Source organism: Paenibacillus sp. JGP012 (assembly GCF_014203995.1).
Lineage (GTDB): Bacteria > Bacillota > Bacilli > Paenibacillales > Paenibacillaceae > Paenibacillus > Paenibacillus silvae.
The window spans coordinates 339,121-355,923 of record NZ_JACHKG010000005.1 but is presented as its reverse complement, the minus strand read 5'-3'; the positions used below and the strand labels follow the sequence as shown (position 1 = coordinate 355,923).

The following is a 16,803-nucleotide window of genomic DNA, read 5'->3' as shown; positions in this document are numbered from 1 at the left end:
AAGACCCCTTGAAGACGACGAGGTAGATAGGCTGGGGGTGGAAGTGCAGCAATGCATGGAGCTGACCAGTACTAATCGGTCGAGGGCTTATCCAATAGCAAGTCTAATGAGCGTCAGTTTCGTTTCGAATCTAGTTTTCAGAGAACAACACTCTGAATGCATATTCCCTGATAGCTCAGTTGGTAGAGCACTCGACTGTTAATCGAGTTGTCACAGGTTCGAGTCCTGTTCGGGGAGCCATGGAGAGGTGTCCGAGCTGGCCGAAGGAGCACGATTGGAAATCGTGTAGGCGTCACAAGCGTCTCGAGGGTTCGAATCCCTCTCTCTCCGCCATAATTCTTTTAGCAAGGCCCGTTGGTCAAGGGGTTAAGACACCTCCCTTTCACGGAGGTAACAGGGGTTCGAATCCCCTACGGGTCATAGCAATACCTATTGCTTTAAGAAGGGATGAGAATCCCAAAGGTTCGTCGGAGGATGAGCATCGTTAGGAACTGCTTCGCAGTCTCGAACGAAGTGAGAGTATCCCCTACGGGTCATAGCAATAAAAAGATGTTGACTTAGACATCTAATATGTGGTAAGATCTTAAATGTGTTGATTCGGAGGCTTAGCTCAGCTGGGAGAGCATCTGCCTTACAAGCAGAGGGTCGGGGGTTCGATCCCCTCAGCCTCCACCATATACTTTTTATAACGACGCGGGGTGGAGCAGCCCGGTAGCTCGTCGGGCTCATAACCCGAAGGCCGCAGGTTCAAATCCTGCCCCCGCAATAGTAGCTTTCTTAATTGAAAGTGATATGGAACCGTGGTGTAGTTGGCCTAACATGCCTGCCTGTCACGCAGGAGATCGCGGGTTCGAATCCCGTCGGTTCCGCCATTTAAGCTTTACATGAGGGAAGTTGTTCACTACATCTGCTGTATGGCACTGATGCCCTGGATAAAGTGTAGCGACTCTAGCTTAAACTTTATTACGGCTCGGTAGCTCAGTCGGTAGAGCAGAGGACTGAAAATCCTCGTGTCGGCGGTTCGATTCCGTCCCGAGCCACCTTTACAGAAAATTTAATATGCCGGTGTAGCTCAACTGGTAGAGCAACTGACTTGTAATCAGTAGGTTGGGGGTTCAAGTCCTCTCGCCGGCACCATTTAATCCTGGAGGATTAGCGAAGTGGCCAAACGCATCAGACTGTAAATCTGCTCCCTTACGGGTTCGGTGGTTCGAATCCATCATCCTCCACCAGTTTTATAGGGGCATAGTTTAAAGGTAGAACAACGGTCTCCAAAACCGTTGGTGTGGGTTCAATTCCTGCTGCCCCTGCCAATTAAATCTTAATGAATGTATTTTATATGGCGATCGTGGCGAAGTGGTTAACGCACCGGTTTGTGGATCCGGCATTCGGGGGTTCAATTCCCCTCGATCGCCCCTTTGTTATCTAATGGGGATTAGCCAAGCGGTAAGGCAACGGACTTTGACTCCGTCATGCATAGGTTCAAATCCTATATCCCCAGCCATTATGCGGACGTGGCTCAGCGGTAGAGCATCGCCTTGCCAAGGCGAGGGTCGCGGGTTCGATTCCCGTCGTCCGCTCCATAATAAGGCGCCATAGCCAAGTGGTAAGGCACAGCTCTGCAAAAGCTTTATCCCCAGTTCGAATCTGGGTGGCGCCTCCAGCATATTTACCGGATATGCTACAGTTAAATAAGCCGGCGTGGCGGAATGGCAGACGCGCTCGACTCAAAATCGAGTGGGAAACCGTGGAGGTTCGAGTCCTCTCGCCGGTATTGATAAAGAGTTTCTCAAGATTATATCTGAGAGACTCTTTTTGTTTTTTCTAAAATACATAAAACATCAACCGAATCATAAAAGTTGACGTTCCATGCCATCCAGTATATTGTAGATATATTAAGTCTTTAAATTGAAAGGACGTGTAGAAGCTGAAGATTCAGCCATTAACAGCAAATACAGAGATTTTGTTTGACCTCGGTGTGTGGGAAGAAGCCTGGAAGACACGTCCCAGAAGTTCAAGGTATCAGAAAAAAAGTGCGCCCTTTGATACAGAGGAATCTTTTGAGCGTTGGGCTCGTAATTATCACGCCCAATCGTTCACCGACGAAGGTCAGAAACGTGCAGCACGCATTATGGGATGGATTGAAAATCAGGGGGTGGCGTTTGAAGGAGCCTCGGTCCTTGACGTAGGTGCGGCCTCTGGTATTTTCACGATTCCATTTGCAGAAAAGGGTGCTGTAGTCACTGCAGTTGAGCCTTCTGCCTTGCTTGTCTCGTTAATGAAGGAAACGATCCCTGCTGAGCTGCAAAATAACATTACGATCGTATCGGAGCGATTCGAAGAGATATCTATTCAGGACAAAGGCTGGGAGAAACAATACGATATCGTCTTTGCATCGATGTGCCCGGCAATGTCGGATTGGGAAACGATTGAGCAAGCCATAAGCTGTGCCCGGAAATATGTGTATGTCAGCATGATGGCGGGTACCAAGGAGCATACGCTTATGGATGAGCTAAGAACGGTGCTTGGCATGGAGGTTCCTTATAAGGCAGGAGATATGGCATACCTCCAGCAGCTGCTTTACCTTAAAGGTTATTCATATACAATGATTGTTACGAGAGAAATAAATGATTTTGAGATTACAGTGGAAGAATTAATTGAAAAGCTGCCAGAATGGCTGCACACTTATGATATGCCATTTGATGCAGCAGCTGTAAGTAAAGCTGAGAAATATATTCGTGAAACATATCAAGCAGGTGTAGTCCCGTTCTCACGTGGAGCAAGGTTTGGTAAAATGCTTATTCATCTGGAACAAGCACATATGAAAACCGTGCCTGCTGTCAAAAGATAGAACGTGTAGACCTGGATGAAAAAGCGGTGTGGTCTACAGAGAATGAACAGCAGGCTGTCGGTAATATTGGCTCTGATGAGATCTTTTCCTTTTCTCTGTGTACTAGTCACTCTATATTGGATCACTGTAAACCTTTAACGGCCCGTTCTGGATGCTGTTTGCGCTCCCGGTATCTTCCGGGAGTCATACCCTCCCACTTGCGAAAGGAACGGATGAAGTTCTGTGGATTCGTGTACCGGAGCCGCTCTGCGATTTCTTTTACCGTCCATTCACTCTCATCCAGCCATCTTTTGGCGATATTTAACCGATATCTGGTCAGGTACTCGCTAAAGGAGGCACCGGTTTCTTTACGAAAAACACTGCTTAGATAATTGGCGTTGTAATGGAGACGTTCAGCACATTCCTCGAGGGTTAAATCTTTATCATAATCTTGCTGGATCATGGCAATCATCTTTTCGGAAATGTTCTGATATTGTGCATACTGTCTTTCTCTGAAAATATTAATAACGGGCAGAATCACCTCTCGATAGAACCATTGCTCGATCTCTGCGGCGTACTGTAAGTTATGCAGCTCCTGAAAAAGGGAACGAGAGCCTGCACTGATCTGTGAGAGCCTTACTCCCGATTCTTGAGCCACTTGCAGGACTCGTGTCAACAGCCTCATTAGAGCAGCCTGATACTCTTCCGGGGTGCATTCAAGCGAAAATACCGTCTGCATCATTTCAGTCAATTGCGCAGCAGCTATAGTCTCGTCTGCTTGTTGAATAGACTGAAGCAGGGAATACTCCAGCGCCTCAGGGTAAGTCATAGCCCATGCTGTAGAAACCAGATCAAATTGCCCATATTGAACAATAATGCCAGCGCCAAGCCGCATTCGATGTTTCAAGGCATCCATGGCTTCATTATAGGCTTGCGGAATATGATCCATGAAAAGATGTGGCTGGCTCAAGCCGATACTCACCTTCAAGTCAAGCACCTCATGGATCTGCAGCTGCAGCTGCTCTGTTCGTAGCAAAAGCTGTTTTGAGAACAACGTCTTATCTTCCTCGTTTGTGCCCACCACCGTTACAACGTTTTGCTCCAAAACAATGGGGAGCAGCTGTTGATCTGGTCTAATGCTTTCCTCCAAAATGTTCTGAAGCGCGAATAAAAGCAGGGAACGATCCTCCATCGTATATCTTTCATGATTCAACAGTTCGGGCTGCAGTGCAATAACGGCAATGTGTTGCCATGTTGAAAGCTGTGTAACATAGCCCTGTTCGCGTAATGTCTCATGCATGGTATTAGGGCAAGTCCGGCCTTGAAACCATTGAAGCATATAATATGTGCGTATTTGGCCCTGATACTGATTTAATGTGGATTCCAACTGGGAACGTGCATCGGATAAACGGGTGACACCCAGCCGAATCTGTTCAAGCTCATCAGGCTGACTCACTACATTCTGGTTCAGCGAGACGGTATGCCCGCTCCCCTTAACGCTCATGTGATCACCCAATAGAGCAAGAATACGTTTGATCGGAACGAGCATGTGCCTGGAGCCAACCCAAGCGAGCAGCAGCGAAAGTAAAAGCATAGCTAGGCTGATATAAAGCGTGTGAAAACCGATTTGGATATAATCCTTGGTTGACGTGTTCTCGGGAGAGATGAGAATATACGTCCATCCCTTTAACGTTGAGGGAGTATAAATCAATGAATAGTCCGTATCGGCAAAACGCACTTCACGTTTCGCAAAAGCATCCGAATAAGTCACAGGTACCAAGGTTTCAATCGATGTGCCTTTATTTCCATCCTTCAGTCCCAAAGCGGATAAAGGTTGTCCGATATACGCGGCATTCGGGTGAGCAATGATCCGCTGATCCCGATTAATAATGATGAGACCGGAGGCAGATGACTCACTTGCAACAGATTGACCCAGTGGGTTTTGCATGTAACAAGCTGGAATTCCAGCCACTAGAGCTGCATTGGATGAGTGAGCGACATCAGGAACTGTTCTGGCAAGAGCAATATGATAGATACAGCTTGTCCCGGAAGGGGTATTATCGCTGCTGTTCTCATGACTGAAAATAGATGATGGTGCAAGCTGCCATCCCGAGGTTAACGTATTTGTAATGAGGTCTTTCATCGGCAGAGATAATGGAAAGCGAGTATTCGCATACAAGCCGGCATGATCAATAAGCCAGTTCTGGGACTGATTAACCAGCATAATGTCCAGCATCGGCTCCCAGGACCTCATATGCTGAAACTCGGTTTGCAGCTCGATTGCCTGTAAAGGGTTTCTTCGTTGCTGCAAAGCAGGATCAGTAAGGAAACGGCGTGTGATTGGAGATCGGACAGCCTGATCCAGCATATAGCTGACTGTAGCCAGCTTGTGTTCTACATTGGATTGTATTTGTTCAAGCAACTGCTCGTTTGCTTCTGTGCGGTGCAGCTCAGTCTGGCTGGAAGAGTACACGATAGCGGAAATTCCCGTCAAAAGAATGGGTACGGTGCTTAACAGCAGGCCGAAAATAATCATTTTATGAAGATAACTTAATTTTCGCACAGGTCCACTCCTTGGCGTAAATAGTAGGTTTATCTTTATTTTAGTAAACGCTTTCAATTAGAACAACTTAAATTTTGTTTATTTGGATAAAAAAGTAATTTAAAAAGGACAGTCCAAGGTCCAAGAGGAACCCCGACCTGAGTCTAGGATCAAAAACCGTCCACGGTCTGTTTTGAAAAATAACAGAATCCCCTAGAATAAAGACATAAGGTTGAACAAGAAACACGGAAACAAACAACAAAGCAAATGAGCTGAATGAACAAATCTTAAAACAAACATTAGCAAAACGGAAAGGGTGGTGAAGAACAATTATGAGAATGAACAAAGGAAATGGCTGGGCAATCGTGTTAATCGTGCTGGGAGCATTGCTTTTATTCGGAAAATTGACCCCGCTGCTTGGACACCTGATGGGTTATCTGATTCCGATCCTGATGATTGCACTGGGATATTACGGAGTCAAGCAAGGTAACGCAGTCTTCGGCTGGATCGTGCTTGTCATCGGTATTCTCTCGCTGGTGGGGAAACTCTCCTGGCTCATCGGACCGATTATCGCCATTGCATTAATCGTCTGGGGAATCTCGATGCTGGGTAACAATCGTAACAAATATCGCCGTTACTAAAGTTCCACGACTAAGGAAAAGGAGGACAGAACCTAATGAGTGTATTTCGTCGAATGCGGGATATTACCGTAGCTACTCTGAACGAACATCTGGAACAAAGTCAGGACCCGGTTAAATTGATTGATCAATTTCTGGTCTCGACCCGCCAAGACATTGGAGAAGCTGAGAAGCTTCGTCACCAGTATGCAAGTCATACAAGACAAATGAAACAGCAGGCTGATCAGGCCGCAGCAATGGTGAACAAACGGGAAGAACAAGCATCCATGGCCTTGAAGGCTGGAGAGGAACATCTCGCCAAGCTGGCTTTGCAGGAGAAGATTCTGCATGAGGAAAAGATGGATCAATACAATGAGCTGTACACACAAAGTGCTGCCGCACTGCAGGAGCTTGATGATCAGATTCACCAGTTGAAGGCAGAGTATCAGAATGTATACAGTAAACGCCAATATTATTACGCCCGGATGCAAACCATCCAGCTGCAGCAGCGAATGAATCAACGTGGAAATTACAATGGTCAAAACGTACCTCGTATGTTTAACCAGTTGGATGATCAGGTCTCTGATCTTGAATATGAGGCACAAAGTCTCCGGGACATCCGGCGCATGAGCCAAGAAGGTTCCGGATTATCGGGAGGCATGTCATCCTCTATGCTGGACAAAGAATTGGAGCGTTTGAAGCAAAAGCTCAATAACGATAAAAAGGAGTAGTCACGTGAATAAATTATACCGCTCAACGCGAAATCGTATGCTGACAGGTTTGATCGGCGGCATATCTGAAAATCTGGGATTAAGTACCACGCTGCTACGGATCATATTCTTCATCAGTATCTTCGCAACGGGTGGTACATCACTATTCATCTACTTCATTGCTGCACTGATTGTACCAAAGGAACCCCACTACGCTGATCCGTATGTTATCAATCCAGATCGCGGCAGAGGTTACAAGTAAACGAAAGGAGAAAGCACATGAGCAAATTATACCGCTCAACGCGTGACCGAATGATGACTGGTCTGATCGGTGGCATATCTGAAAATATTGGAATGGATTCCACACTGCTGCGGATCATCTTTGTTATCAGTATTTTCGCCACCGGAGGCACAACGTTGTTAATTTACTTCATCGCCGCTCTTGTGGTACCGAAAGAGCCGTTCCCGCCATATGATCCATATGGTTACGGTCCGGGACCTGGTCCAGGCAGAGGTTATGGCGGTTACGACCAGCAGCCACCAAGAGACCCTTATCACAACAGTCACAATCAACCAGGTCCCGGCTTTGGCCCAGGCCCAGGATATAACAACAGACCGCAAGCAGGTTCGCGCTCTTATGACAACAACAACATGTATGGAACAGGAAGCCAGAACGAAAGTGAACTGGACTCCATGATGAAAGATATTGAGAAAAAGGCACTGAAAAAAGAAGTGGAAGAGCTTCGCCAAAAACTATCTCGTTATGAGAAGGGAGAAAAGTAAAATGGGAGTATTTAAACGGATTAAGGATATGACGAAGGCATCTGTAAATGATATGTTGGATAAGGTAGAAGATCCGATTGTAATGTTGAATCAGTACCTGCGTGACATGGAGGCCGAAATTCATGAGGCTGAGGTTACTGTAGCCAAGCAAATGGCGAATGAGCGTCGCATGAAACAACGTCTGGATGAAGCGGAACGTACTTCCGTACAACGTGAATCGCAAGCGGAAGCTGCCTTGGCTAATGGTCAGGAAGAAGTAGCTCGTAAATTGCTGGAAGAGAAAATCTATTTTGATCAAAAAATTACGGAATACCGTGAACTGCATGCTCAATCCGAAGCACAAGCGAAAGATTTGCTGCAACAGCTGCACGACATGAAAGACGAGTTCTACAAAATGCGTAACAAACGCAATGAGCTTGTATCCCGTGCACAGATGGCTAAAGCCAAAAAGCAAATGTCTTCAATCAACAGTTTACATTCCATCGAAAGCGGAAGTGCATCCCTCGGATTCCATCGTATGGAAGAGAAAATCATGCAGCTTGAGGCTGAAGCCGATGTAGCACGTGCGCCATACCGCAACACAGGTTCTACGTATACCAATCCGGTTGATGTGGAAAAGCAATTCAAGGTAGATCAGCAATTGCAGGCTTTGAAAAACAAAATGGGCAATGCCGCCAAAAATGAATCGAGCAATTCTGCTAAAGAATAACTGTTCGCATGATGGACAATATGATATTCTATAGATCGTGTGTACTATACGAATCGTAGAACAAAAGTTAAGCCATACAGGACTTGATTGCCTGCTATGGCTTTTCCGACGAAATAAGAAAAATGATTTGCAGAGGAGGTGCGGCAGCATGAACAGAAAAAGCCAGTGGCTTGCGATTATTATTATTATAGTGGGTATGCTGATGCTGTTTAATCGGCATATGAATTTGCTGACCGCTGCTGCACTAATCCTGTTAACGGTGGGTATGCTTCAAATTCGCAAAGGGGATACCCATAAAGGTTATCGTTATCTAGGCATAGGTGCAGCCCTGCTGCTGCTGGATAACTTGATGATTGTTTTTTTGATTGTACTTGCCTCATTAGCGTATTTTTATTCAAAAAATAAAAAGATTCATTTTCATGATTATGTATGGAAAAAGCAGAATTTCATGGCCCGTTATTACTGGGATCAATCCTCCTGGAGGCTGCGCAGCATGAGTCTGTGGCACGCCATTGGCGAAGTTAATGCCGATCTGTCTCTCTCGATTCCGGAAGAGAAGCAGACCATTGTGCTGCTGCAGGGTGTTATGGGGAATGTACGATTGACCCTGCCTGAGGATTATGGCGTCGAGATTGAAGCATCAGTGCTGTTTGGCAGAATCAATCTGCTTGGCGAGCAGGACAGCGGTATGATGAACAAATTAGTATGGAGAACCCCTGGGTACGAATCCAGTGAACATAAAGTGAAATTCGTTATTTCTTATATTGTTGGCGACTTAAACATTCGTAATCCGTAGTAAATAGAATAAATGAAGAAAAGGAGGAATCCCGATTGAAGGACAGAAAACATACTGACATGGTTACCCGAAGTATGCGCGAAGGGGTCCTCCTTGTTTTCATTGTGCTTGCTGTTGTTTTATATGTATTGTATACATATGGATATCTGGCTCCATTTAAAGGCTGGAGTCATCTGATTCAATCCGGGCTCGCATTGCTTTTGCTGCTGATTGGCATTGGTGCCATTTTTGGATTTTATCAGAGCTACAGGGTCAAACGCAGGCTTGAATTGTTAACGGAAACCCTGCTGCAATGGGAAAAGGGCTCTCTATCCCGTACCGTACCCGATCTCGGTGAGGATGATGTGGGGCGGCTAAGCGAGCAGCTTGGCCGGATCGGCAAGAAGTGGGAGGATCAGGTATCCTCCCTTCAAAGGTTGTCCACCAACAATGCGCAGCTGGCAGAGCAGGCCAGAATTACAGCCATTGTAGAAGAGCGCCAGCGGCTCGCACGTGAGCTGCATGATGCGGTGTCACAGCAGTTATTTGCAATCTCGATGACAGCAACGGCGGTAGGACGGAAGATGGGGAAGGATTTTGAAAGGGCGCAGCGTCAGGTCGCTTTGATTGAAGAGATGGCTTCGGTTGCCCAGTCCGAGATGAGAGCACTGCTGCTGCATCTGCGTCCGGTTTATCTGGAGGGTAAACATCTGGAACAGGGTCTGCGTGATCTTGTGATGGAGCTGAAAACCAAAGTGCCGATGGAGATTGTGCTGGAGATGGACGAAGATATCCACCTGGTTAAAGGAATCGAGAATCATCTGTTCCGAATCATTCAGGAAGCCATGTCGAATACACTGCGCCATGCGAAGGCTGAGAAAATGGAAATTCGTCTGCAGCGCAGAATGGATGCGGTTCGTGTGTTGATTCGGGATGACGGGCAGGGCTTTGATCTGGATGAGCAGAAGCAGGCTTCATATGGCTTGGCAAATATGCGGGAACGGGTGACGGAGATTGGTGGGGCTATCCAGTTTGTGACGGCCCCTGGTAAAGGAACACGAATTGAGATCACGATCCCTGTGATGAACGATGAAAGCGAGGTAGAAGATGTCAATGGAACCGGAAGTCGAAACGGAGACGGAATCGTCGATCAGAGTATTGCTCGTGGATGATCATGAGATGGTGCGTATCGGTCTTGCTGCTGTGCTTGATACGGAGGATGGCATCGAGGTCATCGGTGAAGCAGGAAGTGGAGAGGAAGGCATTCGGCTTGCGCAGGAGTATAAGCCTGACGTAGTGCTGATGGACCTTGTCATGGAAGGCATGGATGGTATCGAAGCTACACGTCAGGTGCTCAAGATCAACCCGGAATGCAAGGTTATTGTGTTGACCAGTTATCTGGATGATGAGAAGATGTATCCGGTCATTGAAGCCGGAGCTTTCAGTTATCTGCTGAAAACGTCCAGAGCCAATGAAGTTGCTGACGCCATTCGTGCAGCTGCCCGCGGTCAGTCTGTGCTGGAGTCACAGGTAGCATCCAAAATGATGAATCGATTTAGACAACCACAAGCGGCTGCGCCTTTGCACGAGGAGCTTACCGATCGGGAGATGGATGTTTTGCGCTTGCTCGCTCAAGGCAAGTCCAATCAGGATATTGCGGATGAACTGATTATCGGCATCAAAACGGTGAAGTTCCATGTAACCAACCTGCTTGCCAAGCTTGGAGTAGATGACCGGACACAGGCAGCAATCTATGCGTACAAAAATGGTTTAGCCGAGTAGACGCAGTATGTGAAATGGGAAGAGATCCATCCGTATCGGGAATGTTGGAATATGCAAAAGCAAGATGATCATGAAGCTTGATTATAACAGGAAGCTCAGTCTGCATTTACGTGGCAGAGGAGCTTTTTTTGTTTTGCATGAAAATTGAGAGGCTAGTAGTGAAGGACAAGGGGGGAAGTCCCCCGGCTGTATAAACCCGTCTGAAAGAGGGCATGCTGGTTGATAGATTCATAGAATGGGAGAAAGAAGCAGGGGGGATTCACTTGTTGAATCGTTGGATGACGACAGGCATTATTGCAGTGGCAATTATTATTTTAATCAGTGTTACACATGCACAGGTATATGCGGAAAATATGACGGCAGCAAAGTCCTTATCCGAAACAGCGGCTCTGGAGAAATTGCTGCATACAGCAGATTCGATGATCGACCGTACGGATCGCTTGGTGATCAAGTGGCAGGCTGGGGGGAAGGGGAACGCTCAGGAGCATGCGATGAAGCTGGCCCTGGAGCTCGGACTCGCGGCACCAGTGCAGATGTGGCAAAACGGACATCAGGTGTATCGCAGTGAGGGTACAATCGGAGCTGAAATATCAGGCCAAAGCACCCGGGTGCTGCTCAACGCAGTGGATACGGACGATGAAGGCTATTACATTATTGTGCAGCTGTCTGGAGGAAGGAATCTGGACCGTTATGCATTGTTAACATGGCATGGGCAGATGGCAGAAGTGATGGAGAAGCTGGGCATGAAGGCGAGCTGGAATATGTCGGTGCAGGGTATGGTGGATGAAACAGCGATAGATATAAAGCCAAAGACAGATGGACAACTCGCAGTGATGGAAGCCAAGCTTTCCCGTACAATGAAGATGAGGGCTGTGGAGCGGTATGAGGATGAAGCAACAGCAAGCATTTCCTATCAGGCGGCTGACTTGCCTCTGGAAATTCAAAGCGGTACACATCGATTAAATATGCAGCTTGCGGTGCATCAAGTGAGTGGGCAGCAGGCTGCTCGAGTTACGGTAGGTTTTCCAATCATCACGATTGAATATTGAATGGTGGAGGTAATGAAGTATAGTGCATCCGGCGAGGTGATATGCTAAAATGGCATCACATCCAGGAAGAAACTGGATGGTCGATGTCGGATGCCTGTCAGAAGCAGAGCAGATGAACACTATTACATAGCTCGGGAAGCAGACTAAGAAGAGTCCTCCCGGAAGAAAGAGGAGCCTATGGATAATAAACAGATGCAAAATGAAGTGCAGACACCAGGTGCAGTGTTTTTCATTTTTGGAGCGACGGGCGATCTGGCCCGCCGGAAGCTGTTTCCGGCCATCTATAGTTTATACCGTGAGGGCAAGCTTGCCGAGGATTTTGCGGTCATTGGCGTAGCCCGGCGTCCGAGGTCACAGGAGCAGTTTCGGGACGATCTTCTTGAATCCATTCAGGAGTTCTGCCGTTATCCGGCAGGAGAGCCTGAAGAATGGAATGCTTTTGCCGAGCATTTTGAATACAAATCACTGGATATTAACAACGTAGACGGGTTTCATGAGCTGCGGGAGCAGACGGAGCAGCTGGAAGCCAAATTCAAAACACCAGGCAACCGCTTGTTCTATCTGGCACTGGCTCCTGAGCTGTTCGGCAGTGTGTCCTACAGCTTGAGAGATGGCGGGATGCTGGAGGGAAAAGGATGGAATCGTCTGGTGATTGAGAAGCCGTTTGGATATGATCTGCCATCAGCGGAGAAGCTGAACGAGCAGATTCGCGAAGTGTTCAAGGAAGAGGAAATCTTCCGGATTGACCATTATCTGGGCAAGGAAATGGTGCAGAACATCGAGGTCATTCGCTTCGGTAATGCGTTCTTTGAGCCGCTTTGGAACAACAAACATATTGCTAACGTGCAGATTACGCTGGGTGAGACGGTGGGTGTGGAGGAGCGTGGCGGTTATTATGACCATTCTGGCGCTCTTCGCGATATGGGGCAGAACCATATGCTGCAGATGCTGACGATGATTGCGATGGAGCCGCCAAGCCGTTTGTTCCCGGAGGATATCCGTGATGAGAAGGTGAAGGTGCTTCGTTCCCTGCGGGAGTTTACGTCAGATGAAGATGTACGAAACAATGTGGTGCGAGCTCAATATACGGAAGGGGAGTACCGTGGAAAACAGCTTCCGGGGTATCGCCAGGAGGACAAGGTTGATCCGGAGTCCAATACAGAAACGTATTTTGCTGCGCGTGTATTTGTAGACAACTTCCGCTGGGCAGGAGTGCCGTTCTATATTCGGACAGGCAAACGCCTGCCGGTGAAAACGACGGAGATTGTCGTTGAGTTCAAATCGATGCCGAATAACGTATATCTCGGTAAAAAATATAAGCTGGAGCCGAATCTGCTGGTCATTCGGGTGAATCCGATGGAAGGCATTTATATCAAAATCAATGCCAAGAAACCGGGCTCGGATTCCGAGATTCAGCCCTTGGCGTTGGACTTCTGCCAGAGCTGCATGATCGGAATCAACTCGCCCGAGGCTTATGAGCGCCTGCTGCACGATGCAGCAGAAGGCGATTCCACGTATTTCACCCGCTGGGATGAAGTGGCGACAGCCTGGTCTTTTGTGGACCGCATTGCAGCTGCCTGGGGGCGGAATCAGGGCGAGCTGCACACGTATCCGGCAGGCACGTGGGGACCAGAGGCGACAGGCAAGCTGCTGGAGCAGGATGGTTTCCATTGGTGGCCGGTAAACGGGCAGGATGAGGACAGTGTCGTTTGGCATGTAAATGGTTAAGGTCATGAGCATGTGAAGATAAGGATGTATATGTGATTAAACAGAGTTCAACGGTTATTCAAGCCCGGAAGATCGCAAGAAAGATGCGGTATTTCCGGGCTTTTTTTCGGTTGAGCTCAAAGGGGAAAACGGAGCAGAAAGGCAGCTCCATCAGAAGGAAAAAAAATAATTAAATTTAAGTAGTTGACAAAAAGTAAGTATATAACTTATACTCAACACATGAGTTAAAGAGTTACGCAAATGACCTGCTGCATTCGGGCCACACAAAAATAAAATATTCCGAATCAGCGGAGCATTCATGAGATAAAAGGTAAACCAGTTGAAGGGGTTTGCGGCAGACAGAATCATGAAAAAAATTGGCATAATATCTTTAATCTAAGAATACTATTTTGTAATTATCGAATGGAGGAAAAAGAAGATGATGTTGGATCTAGGGTTGTTGTTAATTCGTTTGGTGATTGGTTTGTCGTTTATGGCGCATGGGGCACAAAAGCTGTTTGGATGGTTCGGGGGTTACGGTATTAAAGGGACTGGCGGCTGGTTTGAATCGATCGGCATGAAGCCGGGCACACTGCTTGCTCTGCTGGCAGGTCTTGCGGAATTTGGTGGAGGCTTGCTGCTGGCGCTGGGTCTGCTCACACCGGTAGGCGGCATTCTGATTGCACTGACCATGGTGATCGCTATTGTGAAAGTGCATGGTGCTAACGGCTACTGGTCCACACAGAACGGATTCGAGTACAATCTGGCGATTCTCGTACTGGGAGTAGCCCTTGCTCTGACAGGCGGCGGGCAATATGCGCTGGATGCACTGATTTTCTAAAATCGAATAATCTGCAAGGAATGAGAGGACCCGGATGCCAGGTATGGCAGAAGGGTTCTTTTTTTTGCGAAGAAAAGTGTAGAAGTTGGGGAAGGTAATCGGTTATTTTCGGCACAGATTATGGTACAATAGGAGAGTTGAATTGAGAACGAGTGACGAAACAGGAATGGAAGCGCCCAATCTGAAAGGATGAACTCCATTGTAAATGTGTAAAATGAATTTATCGTGTACTTCCAATTATGGGGACGACATGTGAATGAATAGACAACCGGCTTTGCCTTGTGGCATAAGTTTACTAAGGTTTGGCTACTTGCAATAATGGACCGGCATATGCCGGATTAACGTGAATGAACGGACGAAAGGGATAGACGCTATGAGCAAAGCTGCAAACAACATTCTGCAACAGGAAGTGGACAAACGTCGGACGTTTGCCATTATCTCTCACCCGGATGCGGGTAAAACGACTTTAACCGAAAAGCTCCTGTTGTTTGGGGGCGCGATTCGTCTTGCGGGAACAGTAAAGGCTCGGAAAGCCAGCAAACACGCGACAAGTGACTGGATGGAAATTGAGAAACAGCGGGGGATCTCGGTTACGTCTTCCGTCATGCAATTTGACTATCTGGGTCATCGGGTTAACATTCTGGATACACCAGGTCACCAGGACTTCAGTGAAGATACGTATCGTACGCTGACGGCTGCCGACAGTGCGGTCATGCTGATTGACGTGGCAAAGGGTGTCGAGGCACAGACGATTAAATTGTTCCAGGTGTGTGCGAAGCGCGGCATTCCAATCTTTACGTTTATTAACAAGCTGGACCGTGAAGGACAAAGCCCGTTTGATCTGATGGAGGAGCTGGAGAACGTACTGGGTATCCGCTCTGTGCCAATGAACTGGCCGATCGGAACAGGACGCGATCTGTGCGGTGTATACGACCGGATGAAAAATCAGGTGGAGCTGTTCCAGGGTGACGATCACTCCACGATTAAAGTGCAGAAGGTTGAAAGCTACAAAGATCCGATTATTCGTGAGATGGCGGGTGAATACCTGCATGAACAGCTGTGTCAGGAGCTTGAGCTTCTGGATGTTGCAGGTGATCCGTTTGATATGGAAAAGGTACAGCGTGGTGAACTGACACCGATTTTCTTCGGCAGTGCGATTAACAATTTCGGTGTGCAGACGTTCCTGGAGAACTTCCTTGAGCTGGCTCCCAAGCCAGAGCCGCGTCGCAGTACAGCAGGTGAAATTGATCCGACCAATGAGAAATTCAGCGGATATGTATTCAAAATTCAAGCGAATATGAATCCGGCGCACCGTGACCGAATTGCGTTCCTGCGCATTGTATCCGGCAAGTTCGAGCGTGGCATGAGCGTGAAGCATAATCGTGTGGGCAAAGAAATCAAGCTGTCTCAGCCGCAGCAGTTTCTGGCACAGGATCGGGATATTGTCGAAGAGGCGTATGCAGGCGACATTATCGGTCTGTTTGATCCGGGGATTTTCCGAATTGGAGACTCTTTGAGCCAAGGCAGTGAAGTGGTGTTTGATGAGCTGCCAACGTTCTCGCCAGAGATTTTTGCCAAAGTCACGGTTAAAAATGCGTTGAAGCACAAACAATATCAAAAAGGGATTGATCAGCTGACAGAGGAAGGCACGATCCAGGTATTTAACACGGTGAGCTTTGATGAGACCATTCTGGGCGTAGTGGGTCAGCTCCAGTTCGAGGTATTTGAATACCGGATGAAGGGTGAATACGGGGTAGATGTGCAGCTGCAGCGGATGCCGTATCAGTTTGCCCGCTGGATTGTAGATGAGAATCTGGACCCGAGCAAATTCCGGATTAATTCCGCGCTGGTTAAGGATAAAAAAGGAAACTACGTCGTTCTGTTCGAGAACGAATATGCGATGAGAACGGCTATAGACAAAAATCCGACAGCAAAGTTCCTCGAAACTGCGCCTTAATGGGAAAATTAGATCGTTCTGAGCGACTATGCGACTATACACGCACGCAGGCTTAAATAATTCAATCCCTCCGCCGTTTGGTGGAGGGATTGTTGCTTTACCCTTACCTTTAAGGCAGGTATGAAACTGCCGATCAGGGAGAGTTTTTTTCGCAGACAGAACAAACGGTTTGATGGTTTCCCTTCGTCTTTCAGTGCTTCGGTTAGCGAAGCGGCTGAACGGGAATGGTGTGCAGATGCTCCTGCGCGATCTGAATCAGTTCGTCCTGCTTGGCAGGTTCGGTGTTCTTCCAGATCATTTCGAAAATGGCGCCTAGTCCGGGCAGTGCTGCCTCAGGTCCGTCCACTGAACCTTCGATCATCTCTCGCAGTTGGTCATCACTTTTGTCATGAACCTTATGAACAATCGCTTCACGCAGGCTTAATGTAATGGGCATCGCATTTCCCTCCTCGTATTATTCGGCTGCTGTATTACTGTTCCCTGTGGAGGGTGAGCGCATTC

15 protein-coding genes, 15 tRNA genes and 1 rRNA gene are annotated in these 16,803 nt (G+C 47.5%); 29 read left to right on the top strand and 2 right to left on the bottom strand.

The annotated features are described in order from the left end of the window. The 17 genes from HNR77_RS09910 to HNR77_RS09830 all read left to right on the top strand — a co-directional run. A 23S ribosomal RNA gene (locus HNR77_RS09910) occupies positions 1–95 on the top strand; the annotation flags it as partial. A gap of 69 nt (positions 96–164) precedes the next feature. Next, a tRNA-Asn gene (locus tag HNR77_RS09905) sits at positions 165–240 on the top strand. Between the two features lies 1 nt (position 241). After that, a tRNA-Ser gene (locus HNR77_RS09900) sits at positions 242–333 on the top strand. 15 nt (positions 334–348) lie between these two features. Then, positions 349–420 (top strand) — tRNA-Glu (locus HNR77_RS09895). A 179-nt stretch (positions 421–599) separates the two neighbouring features. Then, positions 600–675, top strand: a tRNA-Val gene (locus HNR77_RS09890). Between the two features lie 17 nt (positions 676–692). Further along, positions 693–766 (top strand) — tRNA-Met (locus HNR77_RS09885). Positions 767–794: 28 nt separating this feature from the next. Continuing rightward, positions 795–872 (top strand) — tRNA-Asp (locus HNR77_RS09880). A 95-nt stretch (positions 873–967) separates the two neighbouring features. Further along, positions 968–1,040 (top strand) — tRNA-Phe (locus tag HNR77_RS09875). Between the two features lie 21 nt (positions 1,041–1,061). Next, a tRNA-Thr gene (locus HNR77_RS09870) sits at positions 1,062–1,137 on the top strand. Positions 1,138–1,146: 9 nt separating this feature from the next. Beyond that, positions 1,147–1,232 (top strand) — tRNA-Tyr (locus HNR77_RS09865). A 7-nt stretch (positions 1,233–1,239) separates the two neighbouring features. Then, positions 1,240–1,313, top strand: a tRNA-Trp gene (locus HNR77_RS09860). A 29-nt stretch (positions 1,314–1,342) separates the two neighbouring features. Further along, a tRNA-His gene (locus tag HNR77_RS09855) sits at positions 1,343–1,415 on the top strand. 14 nt (positions 1,416–1,429) lie between these two features. Continuing rightward, positions 1,430–1,504 (top strand) — tRNA-Gln (locus HNR77_RS09850). 4 nt (positions 1,505–1,508) lie between these two features. Beyond that, positions 1,509–1,583: transfer RNA gene (locus tag HNR77_RS09845), tRNA-Gly, on the top strand. Positions 1,584–1,589: 6 nt separating this feature from the next. Continuing rightward, positions 1,590–1,663 (top strand) — tRNA-Cys (locus HNR77_RS09840). A 32-nt stretch (positions 1,664–1,695) separates the two neighbouring features. Continuing rightward, positions 1,696–1,774 (top strand) — tRNA-Leu (locus HNR77_RS09835). 189 nt (positions 1,775–1,963) lie between these two features. Then, positions 1,964–2,851, top strand: coding sequence for a class I SAM-dependent methyltransferase (locus HNR77_RS09830; protein WP_184183098.1), 888 nt, complete (start codon positions 1,964–1,966; stop codon positions 2,849–2,851). 121 nt (positions 2,852–2,972) lie between these two features. Here the strand turns inward: HNR77_RS09830 and HNR77_RS30625 are convergent, their stop codons facing one another. Next, positions 2,973–5,393 (bottom strand): helix-turn-helix domain-containing protein, encoded by a 2,421-nt coding sequence (locus HNR77_RS30625; RefSeq protein ID WP_184183095.1) that lies wholly within the window; start codon positions 5,391–5,393, stop codon positions 2,973–2,975. Positions 5,394–5,704: 311 nt separating this feature from the next. On the opposite strand from HNR77_RS30625, the gene HNR77_RS09820 reads away from it, so the two are divergent. From HNR77_RS09820 to HNR77_RS09765, 12 genes are all read left to right on the top strand, one after another. Continuing rightward, the gene (locus HNR77_RS09820) at positions 5,705–6,013 is read left to right on the top strand and encodes a LiaF transmembrane domain-containing protein (protein ID WP_184183092.1); all 309 of its coding nucleotides are present in this window, start codon (positions 5,705–5,707) and stop codon (positions 6,011–6,013) included. A gap of 35 nt (positions 6,014–6,048) precedes the next feature. Beyond that, positions 6,049–6,720 carry a PspA/IM30 family protein gene (locus HNR77_RS09815; RefSeq protein ID WP_111273197.1) on the top strand — a complete coding sequence of 224 codons (672 nt, stop codon included), beginning with the start codon at positions 6,049–6,051 and terminating at the stop codon, positions 6,718–6,720. A 4-nt stretch (positions 6,721–6,724) separates the two neighbouring features. Further along, positions 6,725–6,961: a PspC domain-containing protein gene (locus tag HNR77_RS09810; protein ID WP_111273196.1), complete on the top strand. Its 237-nt coding sequence runs from the start codon at positions 6,725–6,727 to the stop codon at positions 6,959–6,961. A 17-nt stretch (positions 6,962–6,978) separates the two neighbouring features. After that, a complete protein-coding gene (locus HNR77_RS09805) occupies positions 6,979–7,482 on the top strand; it encodes a PspC domain-containing protein (protein ID WP_184183089.1) in 504 nt (167 codons plus the stop codon). A 1-nt stretch (position 7,483) separates the two neighbouring features. After that, positions 7,484–8,191 carry a PspA/IM30 family protein gene (locus tag HNR77_RS09800; RefSeq protein ID WP_111273194.1) on the top strand — a complete coding sequence of 236 codons (708 nt, stop codon included), beginning with the start codon at positions 7,484–7,486 and terminating at the stop codon, positions 8,189–8,191. Between the two features lie 148 nt (positions 8,192–8,339). Continuing rightward, entirely contained in the window at positions 8,340–8,987 is a 648-nt protein-coding gene (gene liaF, locus HNR77_RS09795; RefSeq protein ID WP_111273193.1) for a cell wall-active antibiotics response protein LiaF, read from the top strand. 35 nt (positions 8,988–9,022) lie between these two features. Further along, positions 9,023–10,138 carry a sensor histidine kinase gene (locus HNR77_RS09790; RefSeq protein ID WP_184183086.1) on the top strand — a complete coding sequence of 372 codons (1,116 nt, stop codon included), beginning with the start codon at positions 9,023–9,025 and terminating at the stop codon, positions 10,136–10,138. After that, positions 10,080–10,748 (top strand): response regulator, encoded by a 669-nt coding sequence (locus HNR77_RS09785; protein ID WP_111273191.1) that lies wholly within the window; start codon positions 10,080–10,082, stop codon positions 10,746–10,748. Before HNR77_RS09790 ends, HNR77_RS09785 begins: the two co-directional genes overlap by 59 nt. A gap of 263 nt (positions 10,749–11,011) precedes the next feature. Then, entirely contained in the window at positions 11,012–11,797 is a 786-nt protein-coding gene (locus tag HNR77_RS09780) for a YwmB family TATA-box binding protein (protein ID WP_184183083.1), read from the top strand. 177 nt (positions 11,798–11,974) lie between these two features. Beyond that, entirely contained in the window at positions 11,975–13,525 is a 1,551-nt protein-coding gene (gene zwf, locus HNR77_RS09775; protein WP_184183080.1) for a glucose-6-phosphate dehydrogenase, read from the top strand. A gap of 421 nt (positions 13,526–13,946) precedes the next feature. After that, the gene (locus HNR77_RS09770) at positions 13,947–14,345 is read left to right on the top strand and encodes a DoxX family protein (protein WP_184183177.1); all 399 of its coding nucleotides are present in this window, start codon (positions 13,947–13,949) and stop codon (positions 14,343–14,345) included. A gap of 373 nt (positions 14,346–14,718) precedes the next feature. Next, the gene (locus tag HNR77_RS09765; protein WP_184183078.1) at positions 14,719–16,302 is read left to right on the top strand and encodes a peptide chain release factor 3; all 1,584 of its coding nucleotides are present in this window, start codon (positions 14,719–14,721) and stop codon (positions 16,300–16,302) included. Positions 16,303–16,504: 202 nt separating this feature from the next. Here the strand turns inward: HNR77_RS09765 and sspI are convergent, their stop codons facing one another. Then, positions 16,505–16,738: a small acid-soluble spore protein SspI gene (sspI, locus tag HNR77_RS09760; protein ID WP_184183075.1), complete on the bottom strand. Its 234-nt coding sequence runs from the start codon at positions 16,736–16,738 to the stop codon at positions 16,505–16,507. Positions 16,739–16,803 lie beyond the last annotated feature (65 nt).